This window comes from Streptomyces sp. iso_384 (assembly GCF_056172905.1).
The window spans coordinates 1,323,007-1,348,938 of sequence record NZ_JBWBTT010000001.1; the positions used below are offsets into that span (position 1 = coordinate 1,323,007).

Here is a 25,932-nt window from a genome sequence, read left to right on the forward strand (position 1 = left end):
CGGTCCGGGCACCCCCAGCACGCAGTGCGTACGGCAGGAGTCCCGACACATGGCAGACCGCAAGCCCATCACTTCCTGGCTCACCGACATGGACGGCGTCCTCATCCACGAGGGCACGCCCATTCCCGGCGCCGATGCCTTCATCAAGCGGCTGCGGGATTCCGGGCTGCCCTTCCTCGTCCTCACCAACAACTCCATCTACACTGCGCGCGACCTGCACGCCCGGCTCAAGCGCATGGGCCTCGACGTGCCCGTGCAGAACATCTGGACCTCCGCGCTCGCCACCGCCCAGTTCCTGGACGACCAGCGGCCCGGCGGCACGGCGTACGTCATCGGCGAGGCCGGTCTCACCACCGCCCTGCACGACATCGGGTACGTCCTCACCGACCACGACCCGGACTACGTGGTGCTCGGCGAGACCCGTACGTACAGCTTCGAGGCGCTCACCAAGGCGATCCGGCTGATCAACGCGGGCGCCCGCTTCATCTGCACCAACCCCGACGAGACCGGCCCGTCCGCCGAGGGCCCGCTGCCCGCCACCGGCTCGGTCGCCGCCCTCATCACCAAGGCCACCGGCAAGGACCCGTACTTCGCGGGCAAGCCGAACCCCCTGATGATGCGGACCGGGCTCAACGCCATCGGCGCGCACTCCGAGACCAGCGCCATGATCGGCGACCGGATGGACACCGACGTCCTGGCCGGCCTGGAAGCGGGCATGCAGACCTTCCTGGTCCTCACCGGGCTCACCACCGTCGCCGACATCGACCGCTACCCGTTCGGCCCGTCCCACGTCGTCGAGTCCATCGCCGACCTGGTCGACCTCATCGACCTGCCGGACCAGGCCGACCAGGCGGACAAGGCAGCCAAGGCGGCCAGGGCCGTCCCGGCGGACCCCCGCTGACCCTGCACCCCGCTGACCTGCGCGGACCGCATCCGCAGTCGCTCGAACGGAGGACTGCGGATGCGGGCCGCCGTCGCAGGCGTGAACCTTCCCGTAGGAGGTTCACGATGCGTTTCACGCCCATCACTTTCTGTGCCGCAGCGGCGGCCGCACTCATAGCCGTGCCCGCGCCCGCAGCGCTGGCATCCCCGGCCGCACCGGCCGGCGACGACGACCGGCGTACCGGCACCGTCTCGGTCACCCCGTCCACGACCGCCCCGGGCGGGCAGGTGGAACTGTGGGTCGACGTCTGCGGCAAGGGCCGCCGGGCCAAGGGCAACTCCGACGCCTTCACCTCGGTCGCCCACTTCCGCCCGGCCGACGACAAAGGCCTCTTCGCGGAGGCCCGGATCCGGTCCGACGCCGAACCCCGCTCCTACGACGTCTGGGTGACGTGCGAGGACAGCGACGGCAAGGCGACCGGCACCCTCACCGTCGTCCACCACAACCGCCCCTCGCCCGCCGCACCCGTCAAGGCGGGCGGCGGAGGAACCGCCACCCTCGCCGAACGGTCCACCGAGGCCGAGGGGCCCGGCACCCGGCATGCGGTGATCGGCCTGGTGCTCGCCGCCGTCGCGGCCGTCGCCGTCGCCCTGCGCAGTACGCGCCGGCGCCGCGACCCGGCCGGCAGCTGACATGAGTGCCCAGGACCGCCCGGCAGGCAACGGGCGACTGCTCACCGGAGTGACCTGGGCCGTGCTGCTGCTCGGCCTGTGGCTCTGGGGCAAGGAGGCGGGCGGCGGGCTCGGCGGCCTGTCGGGGCCCACCACCGGCGACGTGGCCGCGGTCGGCCGCCCCTTCGGGGCCGAGCTGCCCCCGGCCCACGACCCGGTCGCCGGCGCCGCCCCCGAACGCGTCGAGGTCCCCTCCGTCGGGATCACGGCCCCTGTCATCGCACGCGGCCTCGACCGCGACGGGGCCATCGACCCGCCCCCGTACGGCATGCCGAAGACCGCCGGCTGGTACGGCGACGGCATCCAGCCCGGGGCGGAGGGCGCGGCCCTGTTCGTCGGCCATGTCGACACCGACACCAAGCCGGCGGTCTTCTACGGGCTCAGCGCGGTGAAGCCGGGCGCCAGGATCGAGGTCACCCGGACCGACGGCAGTGTCGCGGAGTTCACCGTGGACGACGTCCAGGTCGTCACCCGCGAACGGTTCGACGCGCAGAAGGCGTACGGGCCCCGCCAGGACGGCCGGGCCGAGCTGCGGCTGATCACCTGCGGCGGGACGTACGACCACAGGACCCGCTCCTACACGGCGAACGTGGTCGTCTCCGCGTACCTCACCGGCGCGAAGGACGCCCGAGACGCCGGGGACGCCCGAGACGCCGGGGACGCAGGGGAGCGCGTACAGGCCGTGGCCCACGAGGGACGCGGCTGACGCACCCCGTTCAACCCGGCCCGGCCGGCCGCCGCTCACGGGGCGTGCCGGCCGGGCCGGTCCTCGACCGCGTGCGCCAGGCCGCGGGAGTCGCCCGGCGCGGTACGGGAGGTCGGTGCGGTGGGAAGCCCGATCCCTCGCCACTGTAGGGGCCCCGCCGGACGGATGACCGGCTTTCGAACGGGATGTCCGGAACCGGTGCCCGGGTGTGACCGTTGTACGGGTGGGAGCGTGGGCGCCCGGCCGCTGTGCCAGGATGGATCGGACCGGCAGCACATCGGTGCAACCAGTGAGCAACAGTGCAGGCAGTGCACCCAAGGGGGAGTGGATGTACGGCAGTTACACCGGCCGGTCCCGGACGCGCAGGCGCGCGGCGGGCCTGCGGACGACCGGTACGGCGGCGGCGCTGGGGGCGGCCCTGCTGCTGGCGGGATGCTCCGGTGACGGGGACGGCGGCGGGAAGAAGAGCGCGCCGACCGTCGAGCAGCAGCCCAAGGACAAGGATCCGTACTGGGTCAACCCCGACGGCAACGCGGCCCGTCAGGTCGCCGCGTACACCGAGGACGGCGACGCGAAGAACGCCGCGCTGATCCGGAAGATAGCGCAGCAGCCGGTCGGCGAGTGGATCACCCCGGACCATCCGGAGTCCCAGGTGCGGGGCATCACCGAGGCGGCAGCCGCGGCCGACCGGGACGCCCTGCTGGTCCTCTACAACATCCCGCACCGCGACTGCGGCCAGTTCTCCAAGGGCGGCGCCTCCGACGGCGACTCCTACCGCTCCTGGCTGGACGGAGTGGCCAAGGGCATCGGGGACCGCAGCGCCACCGTGATCCTGGAGCCGGACGCCCTGCTGCACCTGGTCGACGGCTGCACACCGCAGGAGTTCCACGAGGAGCGCTACGACCTCCTCAAGGGCGCGATCCAGCGGCTGAAGCAGCAGCCCGCCACCAAGGTCTATCTGGACGCGGGCAACGCCGGCTGGCAGTCGCCCGACGCGTTGTTCCAGCCGCTCCAGCGGGCCGGGATCGCCGAGGCGGACGGCTTCTCGCTCAATGTCTCCAACTTCCAGACGACGGCCGTCTCCACGGAGTTCGGCAAGAAGCTGTCGGAGAAGATCGGCAACAAGCCCTTCGTCATCGACACCAGCCGCAACGGCAACGGCCCCTACACGGGCGGCGACCCCGCCGAGAGCTGGTGCAATCCGCCCGGCCGCGCGCTGGGCGAGGCGCCGACCACCCGGACCGGCGACGAGCTGGTCGACGCCTATCTGTGGATCAAGCGCCCCGGCGAGTCCGACGGCGACTGCAAGGGCGGCCCGAAGGCCGGCGACTGGTGGCCGGAGTACGCCCTGGGCCTGGCCGGCGCCACGAAGTAGCGGCAACGGCCGGAGGCCGCACACCGGGAGCCCGATCTCCCGGTGTGCGGCCTCCGCCGCGTACGGACGCGGTACGCGCCCGCGCTCTCGCCCGCGCCGTTACTCGGGCACCTCCACCCACATGCCCTCGGACGGGGTGCCCTGGTCGTCGGTGACGAAGAGCATGTACCAACCGGCCGGCACCAGCGCCCGGTTCTCCGGCACGGTGACGGTGATCCCGTCCTTCGACTTCTTCATCTCCAGCGCCACGGTGCGCTGGTCGGTGTCGGTGACATGGGTGACCGCCGAGGGCCGCATCAGCTTCGCCGAGGTGATCTTCGAGGCGTGCTGCGTGGTGAACAGCCCCGTGGAGCCGCGCTCGATCTTCTTCGGCCCGGCCGTCAGCTCCGGCCGGGAGTCACGGTAGAGGTAGGGCGGGGTGTAGATCTCGATGCGCTGCTCGAAGACGCCGGGCCGGGTGTTGGCCTTGTCGGAGAAGAGCGAGTCCGAACCGAAGATCATCACCCGGCCGTCCGGCAGCAGCACCGAACCCGAGTGGTAGTTCCGGCCGACCGCCGGATCCGCGACCTTCTTGTACGTGTCCGTCTTCGCGTCGTACAGCCGGGCCTGGAGCACGTCCGAGCCGCCGCGCCCGCGGTAGTCGCTGGAGCCGCCGGTGACCAGCAGCGAGTCGTCGGGCAGCAGCGAGGCGCTGGGGTAGCGGGTGCCCTCGGAGAGCGACGCCCCGTCGGTGAACTCCGGGTTCTTCTTCTGGAGGTCGACCAGCCGGGACTTCTCGCTGGACTTCTCCGACTCGCCGACCCCGCCGCCGCCGATCACCATGAACTTCTCGTCCTGGGCCGGGGGCAGCCGTACCGTCGCCGAGGTCTCCATCTGGTCCGGGTCGCTGAGCCCGGGGATCTTCTTGAACTTGTTCGTCGCCAGATCCCAGACGCCCGGGTCGCGGCCCACGTCCGCCGGACCGTATCCGGCGTTGGAGCCGGAGTAGAAGAGCTTGCCGTCGTTCAGCAGGAAGACCGCCGGGTAGGTGGGGAACTTCCGCTCGATGCCGGTGTACTCCCACTCCTTGGTCGCCGGGTCGTAGATCTCGTCCTTGCCGGGGACGATCTGCCCGATCTCGTCCAGACCCGACAGGGCGAGGACCTTGCCGTCCTCCAGCGTCGTCAGCGTCGGGTACCAGCGGGCCTCGTTCATCGGGTCGACGGGTATGTACTTCTCCGCGACCGGGTCGAACTCGAAGGCCTCCTTGATCCCCTGGAAGTCCTTCTTGTCCAGGGCCAGCTTCTGCGCGATGCCGTACACATTGCGGGTGTCCGAGCCGGACAGGCCCGCCACCCGGTAGTTGTCCTCTGTGCCGGTCTCGTACTTCTTGCCGGTCTGCTGAGCCTCGACGTAGATCCGGCCGAGCCCGGGGTCGTTGCGCAGGAACGCGCCGGTCTCCTTGTCGAAGACCTTGGTGGCCTTCTCGACCAGGATCGGGTCCTTGGAGACGAACGTCTTGCCGTTCTCCTTGCCGGTGAACCGGGTGCCCGCGGGCAGGGTGATCGGCTTGTCCGGGTTCTCGTTGTGGACGATCATCAGGCCGCCGGCCTTGGTGACATCGCCCTGGAGCTTCTCGTACCGCTTGGTGCCGCCGGCTATGAGGAGCTTGCCGTCGGGCAGCTGGGTGTGCCCGGCGCAGAACATGTCCTTGGGGGTGGGGATGTCCTTGAAGACATTGGTCTTCGGGTCCCACAGCACCGAGCGGAAGCTCTTCGCGTCGAAGTTCTTCTGGTTGTTCCCGGAGCCCGCGACGAGCAGCACCTTGCCGGTGTGCAGCAGCGCCGCGTGGATCGTGTTGATCCGGTGCTCGGAGGGGACGTCCAGGAAGTCCCAGTGCCCGTTGGCCGCCTTGTAGTCCGGCTGGTTGATCTTGTATTCGTGATAGCGCTCGGTGCTGAAGCGGTACAGCCACGGCCCGTTCGCCCCCGCGAGCGCGAGAACCACCGCCGTACTGATCGCCAGGCGGCGGGTACGGCGGCTCGGACGGTACTTCATTTCTTACGTCCCCCCAGGGAGATCTGCATGGTCTGGTCGTTTCCGGGTGCTCCGGGCAGCGGCTGGGGCCTCGGCTCCGGGGCCGGTCCGCCGCTGCGGTGCGACCCTCCGCCCGACCGGCGTTTCTTCTTCTCGGCGCGGATCGTGTACCGCCAGCCGATGATCGGCGCGGCGGTGATCAGCAGCGCCAGCGTGGCCCAGGTGACCATCGCGGGGTGGCTGTGGCCCAGGAAGAAGGAGGAGATCATCGAGGCGCCGAAGACGACGATGAAGAACAGATGGATCCGGAAGGTGCCGAACAGGGTGTCCGGGCTGGACGAGTCGCCCTTCGGGGTCACCACGAACGAGCTCTTGCGGCGCAGCACCGCGTCCATCAGCGAGCGGGCGTAGATCGGCGCGGAGAGCGCGGACATCACCATGCCGGCCAGACCTCCGGAGCCCTCGGGCTCGTGCGGCGAGACGTTGTGGCGGCGGTTCCAGATGTACAGGCCGATCTGGAGCGCGGAGGCGTTGCCGTACAGCATCATCCAGATCGTCGGGTCGATCTGGACACCGGAGGCGCCCATGCCGAGGAAGAGCGCGCAGCTGAGCGCCGCGAGGATCCAGTTCAACGCCGACATCGGATAGAAGATGATCATCATCGTGTAGTTGAAGAGCTTGCCGGGCGGCATGGTCCCGAAGCCCTTCCAGAACTGCCCGATGATCGTCTCGTAGGTGCCTCGCGACCAGCGCAGCTGCTGGGTGAAGAAGTCCGTCCACGCGGTCGGGCCCTCGCCGACGGCCAGCACGTCCGGGGTGTAGACCGAGCGCCACTTCCTGCCCGTGGCCGGGTTGCGGTGGCGGTGGATCTCGAAGCCGGTGGCCATGTCCTCGGTGATCGAGTCGTACAGACCGCCGATCTGCTTCAGCGCCGAGATCCGGACCGCGTTGCTGGTGCCGACGAACATGGGCGCGCCGTAGCGGTTGCCCGCGCGCTGGATCAGCGCGTGGAAGAGGAACTGCTGCGACTCGGCGGCCTTGGTGACGAAGGTGTCGTAGTTGCCGTAGACCTGCGGGCCGATGACGAAGCCGACGTCCGGGTCGCGGAAGTAGCCGAGCATCCGCTCCAGGTAGTTCGCCATCGGGATGTGGTCGGTGTCGACCGAGGCGAAGAAGTCGTAGTCGCCGCCGTGCGCGTCCAGCCAGGCGTTGTAGTTGCCGTGCTTGGTCTTGGCGCGGTGCGGGCCCTTGGCCTGGTTCCAGTGCGCCACGCCCTTGCGGGAGAAGTGGTGCACACCGAGCCGGGCGCAGACCTCCTTGACCGCCGGGTCGTCGCCCTCGTCCAGCAGCCAGACGTGCATCAGACCGCGGTGGCGGATCTTCACGGCCGCTTCCAGCGTCTTCGTCACCATCTCCAGCGGTTCCTTGCCGGGAACGAAGGAGGTGAGGAAGGCGACCCGGGTGCCGGACTCCGGGATCACCGGGACCGGGTCGCGGGCGACCAGGGTGGCATGCGCGTTCGACAGGACGTTCATCGTGCGGAACAGCTCGATCAGACCGATCGAGACCAGCATGACGATGTCGAGGACCAGCAGGAGGTCGTTGTCCAGGTTCGGGTCGCGGTCCGTCCAGTGGCCGGGCTGCATCAGCCAGGCGAAGAGACCGAGCGAGACGAGGGGAGCCGCGCCGAGCAGGAGCGCCGCGCGCACGCGGTGCGGCTCCTGCGATATGAGCGAGCGGTACTGGACCTTGTACGGCTTGCCCGCGGGGGGCTGCGTCAGCGGTCCGGCGAGCCGGCTGTAGTGCTCGTAGTCGTAGCGCGGCAGCTCTTTCCTGGCGCGCCGCCTCGCCGCGCCGGCCCGCAGCTGCGCCGGTATCCGGAGCTGCGTCGTCCGGGAAGCGTCGTTCTCCTGCCGGTCGCCTGGCGGCGTCGACGTCATGGGTACATCCCCCCGCACGCATGCTGGTGCGTGACTGTTCGGTCTCTCCTGTGCGTGCGCGGTGGCCCCCGTTCTTCACCGGGTACGCACACGGTGGCAAGCCACCGTCCCCACAGACATGGTTCGGAAGCCTTCCGGTTGCATGATGCCCCCTCGGCGTCCGTCACCGAGCGGGACCCCCACCCCGCGGAACGGACAACCGGAACGTCACGCTCTGCTGTGCCAACTGTACGGATCAGCAGCCCCCTTGGCGCCCGTCGGGCCCCCAGACAGATTGTCCGACATGGAACGGGATCGCAAGGGTGAAACGGACTGTTTACCGGTCATACGCACGATTTGGACCCCAGTTGTGGAGGGGGTGTGACGAAGTGGAGACCGGCGCTCGCGAGCCCCTCCGTCACTGCCTCGTGACGGAGTGCAGTTCGACGCGTAGCTGTTCGTGTGCGGTCGCGGGGCGCCGCCGGGTGTCACCGGATACCGGACAGGGAATGATCAAAGCCCCCTCACTGAACGTGAGGGGGCTTCGACCGTGCGTGCGCCGTCAGGGACTCGAACCCCGGACCCGCTGATTAAGAGTCAGCTGCTCTAACCAACTGAGCTAACGGCGCCTGCTGACCTGGAGAACTCTACCGGACCTTCAGGGGTGCTCCGAACCATTTACCGGCCGCCACGCCCCGTCAGATAGTCGTTTTTTTCTTTTGTTCCGTCAAAATGCGATATGTCGGGATAGTTGAAACACTGACGCCCGTTGCGGCTGCGCCCAAAGATCTTGACGAATGACGAGTGCGGAGGGGAATCGCATGACTGTGCCGGTCTTCGAGGAGTACGAACCCGCCATCGACTGCGGATGCGCGGGGTGCGCCGCGCGGCGGCGCACCGCCGCGAGGGCGCTGCCGGTGCGGCACGGCGGACACCCCGCCGCGCACGGCGCGCGGCGGGCCCTGGTGCTGGCGACGGCCGCCGGGGTGGTCCTCTCCTGCGGGGCGGCGGGTGCGGCGGCCGCAGGCGGCCACGCCCCGGAAACCCCGCACGCCGACGGGGGTGCCGACCCGGAGCCGGCCACTCCGCAGGGCGAGAAGGGCCCGCTGAAGGGCAGCGGCGCCTCGGGCCCGCCGTCCGCCGGAGCGGCCGCGCCGAAGACGACCCGGGCCGACATCATCAACCGGGCCAAGAGGTGGGTGTCGGCGAAGGTCCCGTACAGCATGGAGAAGTACTGGTCGGACGGCTACCGCCAGGACTGCTCCGGCTATGTGTCGATGGCCTGGAACCTCGGCACCAACGAGTGGACCGGCAGCCTGGCCGCCTACGGGACCAGGATCGCCCGCGCCGACCTCCAGCCCGGCGACATCCTCCTCTTCCACAACCCGGCCGACCCCGCCAAGGGATCGCACGTCACGATCTTCGGCGGCTGGACCGACCACACGCGCACCCATTACGTGGCCTACGAGCAGGCGCGCCCGCAGACGCGGAAGCGGTCGACACCCATGGCGTACTGGAACAACTCATCCCGATACGTTGCCTACCGGTACAAAGGCGTCACCGGCGGCTCGCCCGGCTCCGGCTCCTCCACCGCTTTCCCCGGAGCCAAGCAGTTCGGCCCCGGCGCCGACAACAAGTACGTCACCCAGCTCGGCCGGATGCTGGTCCAGCGGGGCGGCAAGCGGTTCTACGCGGTCGGCCCCGGGCCCGTGTGGGGAACGGCGGACCGGCGGGCGACCCAGGCGTTCCAGCAGGCGCAGGGCTGGAAGGGCAAGGAGGCGGACGGCATCCCCGGCCCGGACACCTGGCGCCTGCTGACCACCGGCGCCGGACGGAACATTCCGGCCGCCGGCGCGGGCGGCAGCCCGAATACGGCCGTCGCGTTCCCCGGACGCGGCTATTTCAAGCCGGGTCAGTCCAACAGCCATGTCGACCGGCTCGGCAAACAGTTGGTGAAGAAGGGATACGGCAAGCACTACGTGTCGGGCCCCGGCCCGCTCTGGACCGAGGCGGACCGCCGCAACGTCGAGGCGTTCCAGCGGGCCCAGGGCTGGCGCGGCGGTGCGGCCGATGGTTACCCGGGGCCGGAGACCTGGCGCCGGCTCTTCGCGTGACGGACGTGACGGAAAGGAATCGGGAACCGGTGACCCCCAACAACGACCAGACCCCCCGGACCACCCCCACCCCCCACCCCCTGGACGACCACCTCCCCCCGTCGCTCTTCGCCCCACCGGGCAAGGGAAGCCCGCCCCCGCTGTTCGGGCCGGCCGTGGCGGGGCCGGCGGGCGAGCGAGCGGATGTGCCGGGCGGTGAGCTTCCGGGTGCGCCGGACGGTCGGCCTCGGCCCGCACCGGACGGTCGGCTTCGGGCCTCGCCGGACGGTCGGCTTCGGGCTGCGCCGGGCTCTGAGACTCCGCCCGCACCGGGCGCCGAGCCGACGCCTGCGCCGGTGCCGGACGCCGAGCTTCCGCCTTCGCTGTTCGGCCGCGCGGACCGGGGTGCCCCGCCGCCGCTCTTCGGCCCGATCGGCGACAAGGCCGCGCGCCAGGAGGGCGAGCGCCCGCGCGGGTCGGACGGTGAGCGCAGGCCCGCGTCGGACGGTGGGCTTCCGCCTGCGCCGCGCGCCGGTTCCGCACCCGCGGCTGATGCGGAGCCCGGGCCTGCGCCTGCGCCGCGAGCCGGTTCCGCACCCGCGGCGGACGGTGGGCTCGCGCCTGCGCCGCGAGCCGGTTCCGCACCCGCGGCGGACGGTGGGCTCGCGCCTGCGCCGCGCGCCGAGTCCGCACCCGCGGCGGACGTCGAGCCCGGGCCTGCGCCGCGCGCCGGCAAGACCCCGCCCGTGCCGCCCCGGACCTTCACCCCGGAGCCCCCGAACGTGAGCCTGCCCCTGGGCCCGGCCCCGGACCGGCCGACCGGTGGCTCCACCGCGGAGGGCCGCACCCCGGACCGTCGTCCGGTCCAGCCGGCCGGGGGTCCGACCCCGGACCGCCCGGCCCCCGCGCACCCGGCCTCGGACCGCCCGGCCCCCGCGCACCCGGCCTCGGACCGCCCGGCCCCCGCGCACCCGGCCTCGGACCGGCCGGCCTCGGCCTCCGCCCCCGCGCGCCCCGTCCCGCTGGACGGGAACCTCCATCTCAAGCCCGTCCGGCGTTCGAGGACGGAACCCTCGGCGGAGTGGACCCCGCATCCCTCCTACGGGGCCGAGCCGGGGGCCGGAAAGGGGTCGGCCAAGAAGGCCTCCGTCGAACGGGAGGGCCAGGCCGCCCCCGCGAAGGGCCCCGTGGACGACTCCGGACCCGACACCGAGCTGGATCTCGTCCTGGACCTGGCCCCCGGCGACCGGGCCGCCTCCGCCACCTTCTCCGTGCCGGTGTCCGTACCCGTACCCGCGTCCGGGACGGCACCCGTGCCCGCGTCGGCACCGGCTTCCGGGACCGGGACCGGGGCCGGGAGCAGGACCGGGACACCGGCCACCACGGCCGCGGCGACCCCTCCGTACCCCGCCCGCCGCCACTCCGTCATCGCCAACGAGACCACCGCCTCCATCCCCGTACACCTCCTCTTCCGTGACGACCAGGAGCCGGCCGATGCGGCGGCCCTGCCCGCGTCCGTCGTGCGTCGCCCCGCCGGAGGCGACCGCGCGCCCGCCACCCGGCGGCCCCCGGTGCCGCGTTCGCCGCAGACCCGGGTGCAGCCGTCGACCCGGCCCGCCCCGGTCGCCGACCCCCGGCTCGCCGAACGGCCCGGACCCGCCCTGCCCGGCTACGCCGCCCTCCTCACCGGCGCGGCCGGAATCGCCGGCGGACTGGCCGTCCTGTGGTGGCGCGGCGCACTGCCCGCCGCCTGGCAGAACGCCGTCGGCCTCACCTCCCGGCCCGACCTCGGCATCGGCGCCGGCGCCTGGGCCCTGCTCGCCCTCCTCGCCACCGTGGTGCTCCTCGCACTCGGCGGCCTCGGCCGGGGCCGGGTCGGGTACGCGTGGGTGCTGACGCTGTTCGGCGACTACCGGGGCAGCGTCCGCCGCACCGGCCTCGTCTGGGTCTCGCCCCTGCTGCTGCGCCGCCGCGTCGACGTACGGCTGCGGCACTGGCGCAGCGAACCGCTGCCCGCCGTCGACGCGAACGGCACCGCACTGCGTGTGGTCGTCCTCGTGGTGTGGCGGATCAAGGACACGGTCCGGGCCGTCCTCGGCATCGAGGACCACGAGGCGTATCTGAGCGCCCAGGTCGAGGCCGCCATGGCCCGGGTCCTCTCGCAGCTGCCGGCCGACGCGTTCCATGAGGACGCCCCGAGCCTGCGCGACGCGGAGGCGGTCGGCGACGCGCTGACCCGGATGCTGAAGGCGGACTGCGAACCCGTGGGCGTGGAGGTGTACTCCGCGCAGCCGACCGGCATCGAGTACGCCCCCGAGGTCGCGGCGGCGATGCAGCGGCGGAGGATCGCCGCGATCGACTCCAAGCACCGCGACAGCGTGCTCACCTCCGTGGTGGATGCGGTCGACGACACCGTCAACCGGCTCACCACGCGCGGCATCGTCGAGCTCGACGACTACGAACGCAAGGCACTCGTCAAGGACTTGACCGTTGCCTTCTACACCGGTCGCAGCGGGGGAGGAGACGGGGCCTGAGCGTGCGGGGGAGGTTCGGCGCGGGTTCGGCGGACCGTCGGAATATGACGCTCATTGGTCTGGACATGTTCACGCCGCGTCAATAATCTAAGACTTGGTCTAGACCGCAGCACCGCATGCACAGGCACCGCACAGGTGTCACACCGGCACCACGCACACGCACCAAGCGCGCAGCAGTCGAGCAATGCTCATGGAACCTCCCCCACGTTCTAGAGGAGCGACAGCCCATGCGGAAAAAGGCAAGCGCGGCCGTGATCGGTCTGGCGATAGCGGGCGTCTCGGTGCTCGCGACCACCAGTGCCAGCAGCCACGGCTACACGGACTCCCCGATCAGCCGTCAGAAGCTCTGTGCCAACGGCACGGTGACCGGCTGCGGCAACATCCAGTGGGAGCCGCAGAGTGTCGAGGGGCCCAAGGGCTTCCCGGCGGCAGGACCGGCGGACGGCAAGATCTGCTCCGGCGGCAACGGACAGTTCGCCCAGCTCGACGACCCGCGCGGCGGCAACTGGCCCGCCACCCAGGTCACCGGCGGACAGGGCTACAGCTTCCGCTGGCAGTTCACCGCCCGCCACTCCACCAGCGACTTCCGCTACTACATCACCAAGAACGGCTGGGACTCCACCAAGCCGCTCACCCGGGCCGCGCTCGAATCGCAGCCCTTCATGACCGTGCCCTACGGGAACCAGCAGCCGCCGGCCACGCTGACCCACCAGGGCACGATCCCCACCCAGAAGAGCGGCAAGCACATCATCCTCGCCGTGTGGAACGTCGCGGACACCACCAACGCGTTCTACGCCTGCTCCGACGTTAAGTTCTGACGCTTCATCAGTTATCGTGCGGCGCCATGAGGAGTACCGGCACCGTCGCGGAACTCGTACGACGTCAATGGGGTGACCACCGGCCCGCCCTGAAGCACGGCCCCACCGTGCTCAGTCATCACCAGGTGGTCGAGGGCGCCGCCGCACGGGCGGCGCTCCTCGCGGATCTGCTGCCTCGCGGCGGCGAACCGCACCTCGGCGTACTGCTCGACAACACCCCTGAGTTCCCGCTGTGGCTCAGCGCGGCGGCCCTGGCCGGGGCCGCCGTCGCGGGCATCAACCCGACCCGGCGGGGCCCCGAGCTGGCCCGCGACATCCTGCACACCGAAGCCCCGATCCTGATCACCGAGCGCGCCCATCTGCCGCTCCTCGCGGATCTGGAGCTGCCGGGCGTACGGGTGGTGGTCACCGGCACCGAGGCGTACGCCGCCCTGCTCGCCCCGTACGCGGGCGCACGCCCCGGCGACGCCGTGCTCGCCCCGGTCGGCCCCGACAGCCGCATGCTCCTCTACTTCACCTCCGGCTCCACCGGCGCGCCCAAGGCCGCGATCTGCACCCAGGGCCGGCTCGCCGGGGCAGGAGCCTCCCTCGCCGGACACTTCGACGTACGGCCCTCCGACACCCACTACATCTGCATGCCGATGTTCCACGGCAACGCGGTCCTGGCCGACTGGGCTCCGGCGCTGGCCGCCGGAGCCGCCATAGCGCTGCGCCCCCGCTTCTCCGCCTCCGCCTTCCTCGACGACGTACGCGCCTACGGGGCGACGTACTTCACCTACGTGGGGCGGGCCGTGCAGTACCTGCTCGCCACCCCCGAGCGCCCCGACGACCGGGACCACCCGCTGCGCCTGGGCTTCGGCACCGAGGCGGGCGCGGTGGACGCGGACCGCTTCCGGGAGCGGTTCGGGGTGCGGCTGGTGGAGGGGTACGGCTCCTCCGAGGGCGGCGCGGCCATCCAGCACACCCCCGGCACCCCGGCGGGCGCGATCGGCCGGGCCGCCCCGGGCGACGATCTCGCCGTCGTCGACCCGGAGACCGGAGCGGAGCGGGCCCCGGCCCGCTTCGGCCCGGGCGGGCGGCTGCTCAACGGCGACGAGGCCATCGGCGAGCTGGTCAACCGGGGCCCGACGCCCTTCGAGGGCTACTGGCGCAACCCGGCGGCGGACGCGGAGCGGGCCCGGCGCGGCTGGTACTGGACCGGCGATCTCTTCTACCGGGACGCCCACGGCTTCCTCTACTTCGCCGGCCGCACCGACGACCGGCTCCGCGTCGACAGCGAGAACCTGGCCGCCGCGACGATCGAGCACATCCTGGCCCGCTGGGAGGAGGCGGCGGCCGCCGCCGTCTACGCCGTCCCGGACCCGGTCACCGGCGACCAGGTGATGGCCGCCCTGACGCTCCGGGCGGGCGCGGCCTTCGATCCGGCGGCCTTCGCCGCCTTTCTGCGCGCCCAGCCGGACCTGGGGACGAAGATGGCCCCGCGCTTCGTCCGGATCCTCCACCGGATGCCGGTCACCGCGACGAACAAGATCCACCGGGTGGCGCTGCGCCGGGCGGGCTTCCGCTGCCCGGACCCGGTCTGGTGGGACCGGGACGGCGACGGGGCCTACGTCCCCCTGGACGCCGAGGGGCTCGCTGCCCTGCTGGGACGGTACGAGGAGCACGGCAGGGCGGTGTGAGCGGTGCGGCCGGAAAAGCGAAGTGGCGGCCTTCGTGAAGAAGACCGCCACCCCGTGTCGTGCGCCGTCAGGGACTCGAACCCCGGACCCGCTGATTAAGAGTCAGCTGCTCTAACCAACTGAGCTAACGGCGCCTGCTGACTCGAAAATAATACCTGGTCCGCAGGGGTGCTGATGACACCCTCCGTCCGGGACCTCCCGGAGGCCGCCGAAGGCCCGCCTAGGCCGCCCCGTGCCCGCCCACCGCGTCCGGGATCAGCGGCCCGATCCAGGCGGCGAACGGCTCCCGCAGCTCCTCGCCCGCCGCCCGGACGATCTCGTTCGGATCCTCGGCGGCCTCCAGGCCGAAGCGCTCGCGCAGCCAGGTCCGGAACGCGGGGTTCTCCGGGCAGGGGTCGTACCCGTCCCCGCCCTGCTCCCCGCCTTCCGCCCCGCGCTCGTCGAAGTAGTCCAGGTGGTCCCAGCCGCACATCGGCTCCCAGCCGGAGGCGAGGATGCGCAGCAGCTCGGGCAGGTCGCGCGCCGCGACGTGGACGCCGCCCTCGTCGCCGAGGAGGAGCACCGGCAGGGTGGCGAGGCCGGCGCGGTCGTCGAGCAGCCAGAACGCATAGGTCGAGCCGGAGCCGGTGGCCTGGGCGAAGGGCCGGATGCGGTCGGAGAGCTGGGGGTAGCCACCGTCGTCGTGCCCGAACTCGATCAGCTCGAAGCCGGGGGCGTAGTAGTCGTCGACGCCCGCGTCGAACTCCGCGAGCAGGTCCAGGGTGGGGGTCGGTGTCCGCATGGCGGTGACGCTACCCGGGGCCTCGGACAGTGGCCGCCCCGGCCGGACCCGGCGGGAGAGGCCCTACAGCGCCAGCGACAGCAGCACCGGAGCCGCCCGGCGGCTCAGCGTCTCGGCCGCCGACTTCAGCCGGTGCGCGTCCTCGATCGGCAGCGACAGGGCGAGGCAGCCCGCGGAGGAGCCGGCCGTCAGCGGCACGGCCGCGCAGACGGTGCCCACCGCGTATTCCTGGAGGTCCAGCACCGGGACCGTGGCGGACTGGGCGTCCAGCTGCGAGAAGAGGATCTTCTCGTTGGTGATCGTCCGCGAGGTGAGCCGGGCCGTGCGGTGCCGGGAGATGTGGTCGCGCCGCCCGTCGTGGTCCAGCTGGGCCAGCAGACACTTGCCGACCGCGCTGGCGTGCGCGGAGGAGCGGAAGTCCACCCACTCGTTGACCGCCGGGGTGAGCGGGCCGTCCGCGACCTGGGTCACGCTGACCTCGCCGTCGACGTACCGGCTGAGGTAGACCGCCGCGCCGACGGAGTCGCGCAGCTCGGCGAGGGTGAGCTGGAGGCGGTCCTCCAGGGCCTGGCGGCGGGCAGCCCCGGAGCCGAGCAGCAGCAGTGAGGCGCCGATGACGTACGCGCCGTCGCTGACCTGCTCCACATAGCCCTCGCGGCGCAGGGTGAGGAGCAGGGAGGAGAGGTGGCCGGTGGGCAGCCCCGTCTCGCGGGAGATCTGGGCATCGGTCACGCCGTCGCCGTGCTTGGAGACCGTTTCGAGCACGCGCAGGGCGTACTGCACCGAGTGGAACGGTGCGGTCGGCTCGGGCTTCAACGCCACGGTGTCCCCCCTACCAGGTTGTGACCGCAAGCTTTCGCCCCACGATAGCCGCCGAACCGCCGGTACGGGGCGGCAGTTGACGAGTCAGTAGGTGCGCCCCGGAGCTGTCATCTGGGGCGCACCCGTCTGGCATATGCCAATGTCATGGGCGGTGACTCAACTGCGAGGTCACAGGACCGCGTTGAGGAATTCGCGCGTGCGTTCGTGCGACGGATCGGAGAAGATTTTTTCCGGGGATCCGGACTCCACGACCCGCCCCGCGTCGAACATCAGCACCTTCTCCGAGACGTCCCGGGCGAAACTCATCTCGTGGGTCACGCAGAGCATGGTGATGTCGGTGTTCCGGGCGATGTCCTCCAGCAGCTCCAGCACGCCCGCCACCAGCTCCGGGTCGAGCGCCGATGTCACCTCGTCCAGCAGCAGGATCTCCGGCTCCATGGCCAGGGCGCGGGCGATGGCGACCCGCTGCTGCTGGCCGCCGGAGAGCTGGGAGGGGTGGGCGTCGACCTTCGCCGAGAGCCCGACCAGGTCCAGCAGTTCCCGGGCCCGGACCTCCGCCTCCTCGCGGCTCTTGCCGAGCACGCTGACCGGGGCCTCGGTGATGTTCTCGATCACCTTCATGTTCGGGAAGAGGTTGAACTGCTGGAAGACCATCCCGATCTTCTTCCGGGACTCGCGCAGCTGCTTCTCGCCCGCGGGCTTCAGCGCACCGCCCGGGGTGCGGACGTGGGTCAGCGGTGAGCCGTCGACCCAGATCACCCCGCCGCTGACCTTCTCCAGCGTCATCAGCAACCGCAGGATCGTGGTCTTGCCCGAACCGCTGGGCCCGATCAGGGTGACGTGCTCGCCGCGGTCCACGGTGAAGTCCAGCTCGTCCAGGACCACATGGTCGCCGTAGCGCTTCACCACCTTGTCGAACCGCACCAGCGGCTCGCCCGTGCGGGCGGCCGCCGGGACGGCGTCCTGCGGAGCTGCGGCCGGCCCCGGCGACTCCGTCTTCTTCAGGGGAAGGGGTTCAGTGGCCAAGGCGCTTCTCCAGCTTTCTCATCAACAGCGACGTGGGGTAGCTCGCGACCAGGAAGATCAGGCCGGCGAGGGTGAACACCTCGGTGTACGCGAAGTGGTCGGCCCCGTACTTCCGGGCCTCGAAGACCATCTCCTGCACCGTGATCACGGCGAGGAACGGCGTCTCCTTGAACATCGAGATCGCGTAGTTCCCGAGCGCGGGCAGCACGTTGCGCACCGCCTGCGGCAGGATCACGGCCTGCCAGGTGCGCCGGGGCGACAGCGACAGCGCGCGGCACGCCTCCCACTGGCCCTTCGGCACACCATCGATCCCGGCCCGGTAGACCTCGGAGGTGTACGCGGCGTAGTGGATGCCCAGCACCGCGATGCCGATGTACAGCGGCTCCACCGTGTTGAACAGAGCTGCCGCACCCACCAGTTGAACCAGCAGCGGAGTGGAGCGGACGAACTCCGTGACGGCGCGCACCGGCACCGTCACGAACCTGCTGGGCGCGCGTCCGGCCATCGCGACGGCCAGACCCAGCACGGCCGCCACCAGGGTGCCGAGGACGGTTGCGAGCAGGGTGATCTTGAACCCGTTCAGCAGGTCGGGCAGGGACTCCCTGACGGCGTTCCAGTCGAATTCGTTCACCGGGCACCTCCCGCGGCGGTCGTGGACGCGCTGCGGCTCTTGAACAGGCCCTTCGCGCCGGCGTCCAGGCCGAGCCGCCGCTTGGCGCTCCGCTCCAGCAGATTCATCAGCATCGTCAGGGCGTACGCCAGCACGAAGTAGACGGCCAGCAGGGTCAGATAGGCGGTCACCGTCTCACCGGTACGGTCGCGCAGCTGCTGCACCACCGTCATCAGATCGGCGGCCGAGAGCAGCCACAGCAGCGGGGTCGCCTTCAGCAACTGGATCAGCAGGTTGGTGAAGCTCGGGATCATCTGCACCCACGCCTGGGGCAGGATCACCTTCCACAGCCGTCTGGTCGGGCTCAGGTTGAGGGCGATCGCCGCCTCGTACTGACCGCGCGGTACGGAGTTGACGGCGCCCCGCACCACTTCGGCGCCGTACGCACCGAAGTTGAGGCCGAACGCGACCACCCCGCAGGCCAGCGGCTCCATTTCGTAGCCGGTCAGCAGGGGCATCGCGTAGTAGAGCCAGAACAGCTGGACGTAGAGGGAGGTGCCGCGGAAGAACTCCACGACCACCCGGGAGAACCCGCGCGCCAGGAGCAGCCGGCTGCCCGCCATCAGCCCGAGCGCGAAGGCCAGCACTCCGGCCAGCAGCGCGCCCAGGACCGTGGCCTGGAGCGTCACCCACAGACCCGACCGGACTCTCGGGAGCTCCTCGAAGAGGAGGGAGAAGAAGTCACTCATGCGTGCGCGTCCGCCCCGTCAGCCTTTGCACAGTTCCGCGGTCTTCAGGTCGGCGGGCGGGATCTCCGTCTCCCCGAACCCGTACGGCTCCAGCAGCTGCACATAGCGCGAGCGGTCCGACACGATCTTCTTCAGCTCGCGGTTGAAGGAGTCCCGCAGGTCCTCGTTGCCCTTGCGGAACACCGCGCCGCCCGGCGAGAACTGCTCCTTGCCGTCCAGCTCCGGTACGAACGCCTCGGTGACCTCGGTGTCCGTGTTGGTCTTCGCCAGCCAGCGCAGCGAGATGCCGGTGAGCAGGAAGGCGTCGATCCGGCCGCCCTTGACGGCGTCGGCCCCGTCCTGCGGCTTCTGGAGCGTCTTGATCTTGTCCTCGGGGATGCCCGCCCCCTTGGCGTAACTGCCCTCCACCGCACCCGACATCACGCCGACGGTGATCCCCGCCTCCTTCGCGGAGGCCAGGTCGGTGACCTTCTTCGGGTTGCCCTTCTTCACCATCAGCGCGGTCGGCGAGATGAACTCCGGCTCGGAGAAGATCGCGTTGCCGCAGCGCTCCGGGGTGATGGCCATGCCCGCGCTGACCACGTCGTACTTCCCGGCCTGGAGCCCGGGGATCAGTCCGTCCCACTCGGAGAGCGTCGGCTTCAGCTCGTCCACGCCCAGCGCCTTGAAGATCTCCCGGTGCAGCGTCGGGGCCTCGCCCTTGAGCTCCTTGCCCTCCAGGTACCCGTACGGGGCCTCGTTGGCGTACGCCACCCGTACGAATCCCTGCTTACGGAGCTTGTCCAGGGCGCCCTCGCCGGTCGCGGAGCCGGAGTCGGTCTTGCTGCACGCGGTGAGGAGGCCGGGAACGACGAGGAGGCCGCCCACGGCCGCCGATCCGTTGAGAAAACCCCGGCGGGACAGGTTCGGGAATTCAGCCATGGTTCGCAATCTCCTGGAGGTCGAACAGTCCGGACAGGGTGAGCGCCTGCCCGATCCCGTACGTCTATGCAGGAAGCCGGGGCATGTAACCCAACAGTGGCCGGAAGGTGACCTTCCCGTGCCCGAAGGGGGGCGGAGGGCGACCGTCGGTGTGCGGGGCGTGTTCCCCCGTCACGCGCGACTCATGACTCCGCATCAGTCATTCCTGTGATCAGGTGGCGTCATGGTTGCCATACGGACAAGCGTCGTAGCGGTCGGGGGCACGCTCATGGGCGCGGTGGTCACGCACCTCTTCCAGCGCCTCGCGGCCACGCGCAGTGAGCGGTTCGCGCGGTCGGAGGCGCTCCGGCAGGAGCGCACGGCCGCCTACGGTTCGTTCGCCGCGGCGGTGGAGGACTACCGCCACGGCCAGGCGGGCCGCTGGTACCGCATGCGGGAGGGGCGTACGGAAGACGCCTTCATCGAGGCCCGCGACGAGGCCCACCGCCTTCGGACCGCCAGCAGGAACGTGCTCTACCGGGTCAAACTGCTCACCGACGACCACGAGGTGATCCTCGCCGCCGAACGGGCCTATCAGTGCACACGGGACGTGTCGACCGCACAGGACCAGGCCGAGCACGACGCGTTGGACGCCGGGGCGAGGCAGGCGATCGAGGAGTTCATCACCCGGGCCGCGCCGCTGACCCGCTGACGTGGGGGCCGGAGGCGCTGGGCGGGCCCGAGCCGTCGGGCAGGTCCGGCGAGGGTACGTAGCCCAGGGCCTTGTCGACCACGTTCGGCAATGGCTCGCCGTGCGACCACCGTTCGTACATCGCCACGAACCGCTCGCCCAGCCGGTCACGCCAGCCCGCGGTGTCCCCGCCCAGGTGCGGGGTGAGCACGAGCCCCGGGGCGTCCCACAACGGGCTTCCGGCGTCCGGCGGTTCCTCCTGGAAGGTGCTGAGCGCCGCCCCCGCGAGCCAGCGGCGGTCCAGCGCGTCCACCAGGTCGGCCTCGACCACCGTCGCCGTCCGCCCCGCGTCGATGAACCGCGCCGACGGCTGGAGCAGCCCGAAGAACCGGGTGTCGAACATTCCGCGCGTCGACTCCGTCAGCGGGACCGCCGCGATCACCCAGTCCGCCCGCGCCGCCAGCCGGTCCAGATCCGCCACCCCGTGGATCGTGCGCCGGGCGGTCCGCCCCACCAGCGCCACCGTGACCCCCAGGCCGTGCAGCAGCCGGGTGATCTCCCGGCCGATTGGACCCGCCCCCACGACCACCGCCCGCGATCCGGCGACCCCCTGCCCCTCCCGGTCGTGCCGGCGCCGCTGCCGCTGGGACTCCAGCGTGCCGGGGAGGTCCGTGGCGAAGGCCAGCACCAGACCCGCCACGTACTCCGCGACCGGCCGCTCGAAGACGCCCCGCGCGGTGGTGAGCACGGTGTCGGAGGCGACCAGCTCCGGGCAGAGCAGCCGGTCCACGCCCGCGCTCGCCGTATGCACCCAGCGCGGCCGCCGCCCTGGCCCCGGCCAGGCCTTCGGTACGGCGTCCGACGCGACGTCCCAGACCAGCAGCACATCGGCGGCCGGCAGCCGCTCGGCGAGCGAGGCGGCGTCCGCGTACCGTACGTCCACCCTGCCGGTCAGCCGGCCGAGCCGCGGGGACGGTTCGGCGTCGAGGACGAGCAGGACGGGATCCGGCATCGGCGGTCGGCCCTCCGCGGTGGATACGGATACGGATGTGAACGACCGCCACGCTCGCAGCAGGCCACCCCCGCGTCAACGAGGCCCGGCCGCGCGCCCCGGCGCTCGCGCGGGGGAATACTGGGAACAAGTCGGGGCAAGAGTGACCGGTCGCGCGGTCACGGCCGCCGGAGCGTCCGGGGGCCGCCGCGCCCCCGTGCCGGGGTCGCTCGCCGCGCGGCGAGCCGTCGACGCACAGGAAGGGTGGACATGACGACCGTAGGACTTCTCTACCCGGGCCACGCCGCCGAGGACGACTTCCCACGGATCGAGATCCTGCTCGACACCGACATCCGGCTGCCCCTGTTCGCCACCGAGCCCGGCGAGGACGCCTACCGCGCCGACGCGCTGCGCGAGCAGGGAGCCCCCGCACGGCTCGCCGAGGGCGTCGAGGAACTGCGTCTCGCCGGTGCCGAGGCGCTGCTGTGGGCCTCCAGCGGCGGCAGCTTCGCGCAGGGCTGGGAGGGCGCCCACGAGCAGGTCGCCACGCTCGCCCGGGCGGCGGGCCTCCCTGCCTCCAGCACCTCCATCGGCTTCGGTCACGCGGTACGGGAGCTGGGCGCCGGACGGGTCGCCGTGGCCTCGCCCTACCCCGAGGACGTCACCGGCCTCTTCGCGGAGTTCCTGGCGTCGGCGGGCGTCGAGGTGGTGGCCGCCGCGTCCGGCGGGGCGGGTTCCTCGGCAGAGGCCGGGTCCTGGGGCCCGGACGAGGTGAAACGGCTGGTGAGGGAGGCCGACCACCCGGACGCCGAGGTGGTGCTGGTCCCGGACACCGCTCTGCACACCGCCGCGTACGTCCCCGAGCTGGAGGAGCTGCTCGGCAAGCCCGTCCTCACGGCGAACCAGGTCACGGTGTGGGAGGGGCTGCGCCTCACCGACCGCCGCACCTGGGCGCCCACGCTCGGCACCCTGTTCGCCACCCGTGAGCCGGTGCTGCGGCAGTTGGAGCCGAAGGGCATCGAGGTACGGGAGTAGCACCACCGCGCCCGTGCCGGGGCCGCGCGAGCCCGGACCCTCCGCGCGAGCGCCGGACCTCCGGGAATAAAACGGAGTCGCCCTCCTGTTGTCTCTCTCCGATACGCAGACGTACGACAGCAGCACCGGGAGAGGCCGACACGTGGACGAGATCCGAGGCGACGAGACCCGCGACGACGGCGCGAGGGGCGGCGCGAGCGACGGTGACGGGATCCGGGGCGTCGCAGCCGGAACGGCCGCCGTTCCGCTGTCCGTCCTAGACCTGGTCACCGTGGGGCAGGGCCGCACCGCGACCCAGGCCCTGCGCACCAGCGTGGACATCGCGAAGCTCACCGAGAGCCGCGGGTTCCACCGCTTCTGGGTCGCCGAGCACCACTCCATGCCCGGGGTCGCCTCGTCCTCCCCGGCCGTGATCCTCGCGCACATCGCCGCCCACACCGACCGCATCCGCCTCGGCTCCGGCGGCGTGATGCTGCCCAACCACGCGCCGCTGGTGATCGCCGAGCAGTTCGGCACCCTGGAGGCGATGGCCCCGGGCCGGATCGACCTCGGCCTCGGCCGGGCCCCCGGCACGGACGGCGCGACGGCGGCGGCCCTGCGCCGCAGCGACCGGCTCAACGAGGGCGCGGACGACTTTCCGCAGCAGCTCGGCGAGCTGATCCGCTTCCTGGACGACGACTTCCCGGACGGGCACCCGTACCGCCGGATCCACGCCGTGCCCGGCCCGGTCCAGGCGACCGCCGCCGGCGGCGTGCAGTCCGCGCACCGGCCGCCGGTCTGGCTGCTGGGCTCCTCCGGCTTCAGCGCGCGGCTGGCCGGCACGCTCGGGCTGCCGTTCGCCTTCGCGCACCACTTCTCGGCGCAGAACACCATCCCCGCGCTCGACCTGTACCGCGAGTCCTTCCGGCCCTCCGCCGTGCTGGACGCCCCGTACGCCCTGATCGGGGTCTCGGCGCTGGCCGCCGACGACGAGCGCGAGGCCCGCCGCCAGGTGCTGACCGGCGCGCTGTCCATGGTCCGGCTGCGCACCGGCCGCCCGGGGCTCATTCCGAGCCCGGAGGAGGCGGAGGCGTACGACTTCTCCCCGATGGAGCGGGAGTTCGTCGACGGCTGGCTCTCCAACGTCGTCCACGGCACCGCCGACGAGGTCCGCGGCGGCCTCGACGACCTGGCCAAGCGGACCGGCGCCGACGAGCTGATGATCACCGCCAATGCCCACGGCGGCGACGCGCGGCTGCGCAGCTACGACCTGATCGCGGACGCGTACGGCCTGCCGAACGCCTCGTAGGCCCGTCCTCCCACGGGTCCCGGGCGTCCGGGGGCGTCAGCCCTCCAGCGGCCGGGACCCGATCAGCCCGGCGATCTGCTCCGGCGCCACGGCCCGTGAGTACAGCCAGCCCTGCCCGGTGTCGCAGCCGATCCGCCGCAGCCGCTCCGCCTGCCCGGCCGTCTCCACGCACTCCGCGGTGACGGTCAGGCCCAGGCGGTGCGCCAGCTGCACCATGGCCTCCACGATCGTCTCGTCGGCCGGGCTCGGATGCGTACCGTCCTCGTACCGGAAGCCCTTCACGAACGCCCCGTCCAGCTTCAGCACGGAGACCGGCAGCCGGCTGAGGTAGGCGAGGTTGCTGTACCCCGTCCCGAAGTCGTCGATGGCGATCCGTACGCCCATGTCGCTCAGCGCCTGGAGCGCCCGCAGCGGACGGCCGCCCGATCCCATCACCGCCGACTCGGTCAGCTCCAGCTGGAGCAGCCCGGGGGCGAGCTCCGTCTCCGTCAGGATCCGGGCCACATCGGCGACCAGGTCGGAGTCCCAGACCTGCCGTACGGCGACATTGACGCTGATGAACAGCGGCGGCTCGTCCGGGTGGTCCAGCTGCCAGCGCCGTGCCTGCCGGCACGCGGTGCGCAGCACCCAGCGGCCGAGCTGGACGATCGAGCCGTCCTCCTCGGCGATCTGGACGAACCGATTCGGCGGCAGCACGCCGAACTGCGGGTGGTTCCAGCGCACCAGCGCCTCGACCCCGCGCAGCACCCCGTCCGCCATCCCGACCAGCGGCTGGTACTCCAGCGTGAACTCGCCGCGCTCCACGGCGGGCCGGAGCGTGGAGGAGAGGGACTGCCGGGTCATGCGGTGGGCGTTGCGCTCCGGGTCGAACACGGTCCAGCGGGCCTTGCCGTCCGCCTTCGCCCAGTACAGCGTGGTGTCGGCGGCCTGCATCAGACCGGTGGGCGAGGTGCCCGCCGCGGTCCGCTCGACCACGCCGATCGACGCGGAGACCGAGAGCCGCTGCCCGGCGAGGTCGAACGGCTGCTGGAGCGCGGCGAGGACCGAGCGGGCCAGGTCGGTGAGCTCCTGCGTACCGGCCGAGTCCTCGACCAGGATGGCGAACTCGTCGCCGCCCAGGCGCGCCACCAGCCGGCTGCCGCCGGGATTGCGGGAGGCGTCGTTCTCGGCGCAGTCGGTGAGCCGGGCGGCGACGGCGGCCAGCAGCCGGTCGCCGGTCCGGTGGCCCAGGGTGTCGTTGATCGCCTTGAAGCCGTCCAGATCCAGGTAGCAGAGCCCGATCCGGCCGTGCTGCCGGGGCGGCATCGAGTCGTCCTGGTACGGCGGGGTCTCCAGGGCCGAGGCGAGCCGCTCGAAGAACAGCGTCCGGTTGGGCAGCCGGGTCACCGGGTCGTGCATCTGCAGGTGGCGCAGCCGCTCCTGGAGCTCGCGCCGGTCGCTGACGTCCGCGACCGTCAGCAGCACCCGGGCGGACTCCGCCGCCGAGGCTCCCGTCATCGGTACGACGGTGATCTCGGCCCAGAGCGAGCGCCCGTCGGGGTGCTTGAGGCGGCGGGTGCAGCGGAACCGGGAACGGCGGCCCAGCAGGACCTCGCGGTAGGCGTGCCAGGTGCGGTCGTCGGAGGCGAGGTCGAGCAGTTCGCACGCCTGCCGTCCGGCGAGGACCGCCGCCGGGGCGCCCAGCAGCCCGCCGAGCGCCTCGTTGGCGCGTACGACGTGGCCCCGGCCGTCGACGACGCCCATGGGGAGCGTGGCGGCGTTGAAGGCGGCCCGGTAGTCGCGCAGCTCGGCGGCGGTGGGACCGTCACCGGCCGGGAACGGGTCCGGGTGCGGTTCCGTCGCCGTCTGCGGGAGGTCCGCCGGGGGCAGGTCCGCCGGGGATGGGGCCGCCGTCGCATGACGCTCCGTGACCGGCGCGGACGGCACGCCGGAGGCTGTGCCTGCCGGGGCGCCCGGCCCTTCGGAGGTTCCGCTCACCGCTCGCTCCCGCTGTGAAGGTCGTCGTGAACTGGTGGGGTCGGACAGGCCACCGGGTGGCGGTTCCGTGAAGGGACCCGTTCCACGCGGGAAAGCGTGGTGAAGCATAGAGGGTGCCGCGTCGGCCGTTCCAGCTCGCCGTCCGGTCCGGGCCATCGCGCGGGTCCGTGAATGGCTGGTAGCAGGCGTTCCGCTTTGCCCGGTCCTGATCGGTTCTGCACGGATCTGTTGCATCGGATGGCCAAGCTGACCGATGGTGACGTTCCGTGAAGGTGTGGGTGGTGATTTTGACCGCTGACCCGTGTGGG

General features: G+C 71.7%; 21 protein-coding genes and 2 tRNA genes. 11 read left to right on the forward strand and 12 right to left on the reverse strand.

Features of this window, described 5'->3' with window-relative positions:
* The first annotated feature begins 49 nt into the window (after positions 1 to 49).
* From AC0VY3_RS05915 to AC0VY3_RS05930, 4 genes are all read left to right on the forward strand, one after another.
* The gene (locus AC0VY3_RS05915; protein WP_103512133.1) at positions 50 to 901 is read left to right on the forward strand and encodes an HAD-IIA family hydrolase; all 852 of its coding nucleotides are present in this window, start codon (positions 50 to 52) and stop codon (positions 899 to 901) included.
* Between the two features lie 107 nt (positions 902 to 1,008).
* Positions 1,009 to 1,575, forward strand: a complete 567-nt coding sequence (locus AC0VY3_RS05920; protein ID WP_475549125.1) for a hypothetical protein — start codon at positions 1,009 to 1,011, stop codon at positions 1,573 to 1,575.
* 1 nt (position 1,576) lies between these two features.
* On the forward strand, positions 1,577 to 2,320 hold the full coding sequence (locus AC0VY3_RS05925) for a class F sortase (RefSeq protein WP_475549126.1): 744 nt from the start codon (positions 1,577 to 1,579) through the stop codon (positions 2,318 to 2,320).
* A 328-nt stretch (positions 2,321 to 2,648) separates the two neighbouring features.
* Positions 2,649 to 3,695, forward strand: coding sequence for a glycoside hydrolase family 6 protein (locus AC0VY3_RS05930; RefSeq protein ID WP_103512130.1), 1,047 nt, complete (start codon positions 2,649 to 2,651; stop codon positions 3,693 to 3,695).
* Between the two features lie 99 nt (positions 3,696 to 3,794).
* Here AC0VY3_RS05930 and glxA read toward each other — a convergent pair whose 3' ends face one another.
* The 3 genes from glxA to AC0VY3_RS05945 form a co-directional block, all read right to left on the reverse strand.
* Complete coding sequence (glxA, locus tag AC0VY3_RS05935) at positions 3,795 to 5,732, reverse strand: radical copper oxidase GlxA (protein WP_475549127.1); 1,938 nt, start codon at positions 5,730 to 5,732, stop codon at positions 3,795 to 3,797.
* Entirely contained in the window at positions 5,729 to 7,651 is a 1,923-nt protein-coding gene (locus AC0VY3_RS05940; protein ID WP_475549128.1) for a glycosyltransferase family 2 protein, read from the reverse strand. The genes glxA and AC0VY3_RS05940 overlap by 4 nt, the downstream gene beginning before the upstream one ends.
* Positions 7,652 to 8,185: 534 nt before the next feature.
* Positions 8,186 to 8,259 (reverse strand) — tRNA-Lys (locus AC0VY3_RS05945).
* A gap of 192 nt (positions 8,260 to 8,451) precedes the next feature.
* Between AC0VY3_RS05945 and AC0VY3_RS05950 the strand changes: the two genes are divergently transcribed.
* The 4 genes from AC0VY3_RS05950 (at position 8,452) to AC0VY3_RS05965 (ending at position 14,754) form a co-directional block, all read left to right on the forward strand.
* Complete coding sequence (locus AC0VY3_RS05950) at positions 8,452 to 9,744, forward strand: peptidoglycan-binding protein (protein WP_475549129.1); 1,293 nt, start codon at positions 8,452 to 8,454, stop codon at positions 9,742 to 9,744.
* A gap of 761 nt (positions 9,745 to 10,505) precedes the next feature.
* Positions 10,506 to 12,257: an SPFH domain-containing protein gene (locus tag AC0VY3_RS05955; protein WP_475549130.1), complete on the forward strand. Its 1,752-nt coding sequence runs from the start codon at positions 10,506 to 10,508 to the stop codon at positions 12,255 to 12,257.
* Between the two features lie 227 nt (positions 12,258 to 12,484).
* On the forward strand, positions 12,485 to 13,075 hold the full coding sequence (locus AC0VY3_RS05960) for a lytic polysaccharide monooxygenase auxiliary activity family 9 protein (RefSeq protein ID WP_069757057.1): 591 nt from the start codon (positions 12,485 to 12,487) through the stop codon (positions 13,073 to 13,075).
* Between the two features lie 26 nt (positions 13,076 to 13,101).
* Positions 13,102 to 14,754, forward strand: coding sequence for an AMP-binding protein (locus AC0VY3_RS05965; protein ID WP_475549131.1), 1,653 nt, complete (start codon positions 13,102 to 13,104; stop codon positions 14,752 to 14,754).
* A 60-nt stretch (positions 14,755 to 14,814) separates the two neighbouring features.
* Here AC0VY3_RS05965 and AC0VY3_RS05970 read toward each other — a convergent pair.
* From AC0VY3_RS05970 to ehuB, 7 genes are all read right to left on the reverse strand, one after another.
* A tRNA-Lys gene (locus AC0VY3_RS05970) sits at positions 14,815 to 14,888 on the reverse strand.
* 86 nt (positions 14,889 to 14,974) lie between these two features.
* Positions 14,975 to 15,535, reverse strand: a complete 561-nt coding sequence (locus AC0VY3_RS05975; protein ID WP_475549132.1) for a hypothetical protein — start codon at positions 15,533 to 15,535, stop codon at positions 14,975 to 14,977.
* Positions 15,536 to 15,598: 63 nt separating this feature from the next.
* A complete protein-coding gene (locus AC0VY3_RS05980; protein WP_475549133.1) occupies positions 15,599 to 16,357 on the reverse strand; it encodes an IclR family transcriptional regulator in 759 nt (252 codons plus the stop codon).
* A gap of 168 nt (positions 16,358 to 16,525) precedes the next feature.
* Positions 16,526 to 17,383, reverse strand: a complete 858-nt coding sequence (ehuA, locus tag AC0VY3_RS05985) for an ectoine/hydroxyectoine ABC transporter ATP-binding protein EhuA (RefSeq protein ID WP_103511169.1) — start codon at positions 17,381 to 17,383, stop codon at positions 16,526 to 16,528.
* On the reverse strand, positions 17,373 to 18,014 hold the full coding sequence (gene ehuD / locus AC0VY3_RS05990; protein WP_103511168.1) for an ectoine/hydroxyectoine ABC transporter permease subunit EhuD: 642 nt from the start codon (positions 18,012 to 18,014) through the stop codon (positions 17,373 to 17,375). The genes ehuA and ehuD overlap by 11 nt, the downstream gene beginning before the upstream one ends.
* The gene (ehuC, locus tag AC0VY3_RS05995) at positions 18,011 to 18,742 is read right to left on the reverse strand and encodes an ectoine/hydroxyectoine ABC transporter permease subunit EhuC (protein ID WP_103511167.1); all 732 of its coding nucleotides are present in this window, start codon (positions 18,740 to 18,742) and stop codon (positions 18,011 to 18,013) included. Before ehuC ends, ehuD begins: the two co-directional genes overlap by 4 nt.
* A gap of 18 nt (positions 18,743 to 18,760) precedes the next feature.
* Positions 18,761 to 19,663 (reverse strand): ectoine/hydroxyectoine ABC transporter substrate-binding protein EhuB, encoded by a 903-nt coding sequence (ehuB, locus tag AC0VY3_RS06000; protein ID WP_103511166.1) that lies wholly within the window; start codon positions 19,661 to 19,663, stop codon positions 18,761 to 18,763.
* 223 nt (positions 19,664 to 19,886) lie between these two features.
* On the opposite strand from ehuB, the gene AC0VY3_RS06005 reads away from it, so the two are divergent.
* Positions 19,887 to 20,354 carry a hypothetical protein gene (locus AC0VY3_RS06005; RefSeq protein WP_475549134.1) on the forward strand — a complete coding sequence of 156 codons (468 nt, stop codon included), beginning with the start codon at positions 19,887 to 19,889 and terminating at the stop codon, positions 20,352 to 20,354.
* Here AC0VY3_RS06005 and AC0VY3_RS06010 read toward each other — a convergent pair.
* Positions 20,326 to 21,345, reverse strand: a complete 1,020-nt coding sequence (locus AC0VY3_RS06010) for a D-2-hydroxyacid dehydrogenase (RefSeq protein WP_475549135.1) — start codon at positions 21,343 to 21,345, stop codon at positions 20,326 to 20,328. The genes AC0VY3_RS06005 and AC0VY3_RS06010 overlap by 29 nt on opposite strands.
* A gap of 249 nt (positions 21,346 to 21,594) precedes the next feature.
* On the opposite strand from AC0VY3_RS06010, the gene AC0VY3_RS06015 reads away from it, so the two are divergent.
* Both AC0VY3_RS06015 and AC0VY3_RS06020 read left to right on the forward strand, forming a co-directional pair.
* Positions 21,595 to 22,359, forward strand: a complete 765-nt coding sequence (locus tag AC0VY3_RS06015) for a maleate cis-trans isomerase family protein (protein ID WP_103511163.1) — start codon at positions 21,595 to 21,597, stop codon at positions 22,357 to 22,359.
* A gap of 142 nt (positions 22,360 to 22,501) precedes the next feature.
* Positions 22,502 to 23,647, forward strand: coding sequence for an LLM class flavin-dependent oxidoreductase (locus tag AC0VY3_RS06020; protein WP_475549136.1), 1,146 nt, complete (start codon positions 22,502 to 22,504; stop codon positions 23,645 to 23,647).
* Positions 23,648 to 23,683: 36 nt separating this feature from the next.
* On the opposite strand, the gene AC0VY3_RS06025 is transcribed toward AC0VY3_RS06020, so the two are convergent.
* Positions 23,684 to 25,624, reverse strand: coding sequence for a putative bifunctional diguanylate cyclase/phosphodiesterase (locus tag AC0VY3_RS06025; RefSeq protein WP_103511161.1), 1,941 nt, complete (start codon positions 25,622 to 25,624; stop codon positions 23,684 to 23,686).
* Between the last annotated feature and the right edge of the window lie 308 nt (positions 25,625 to 25,932).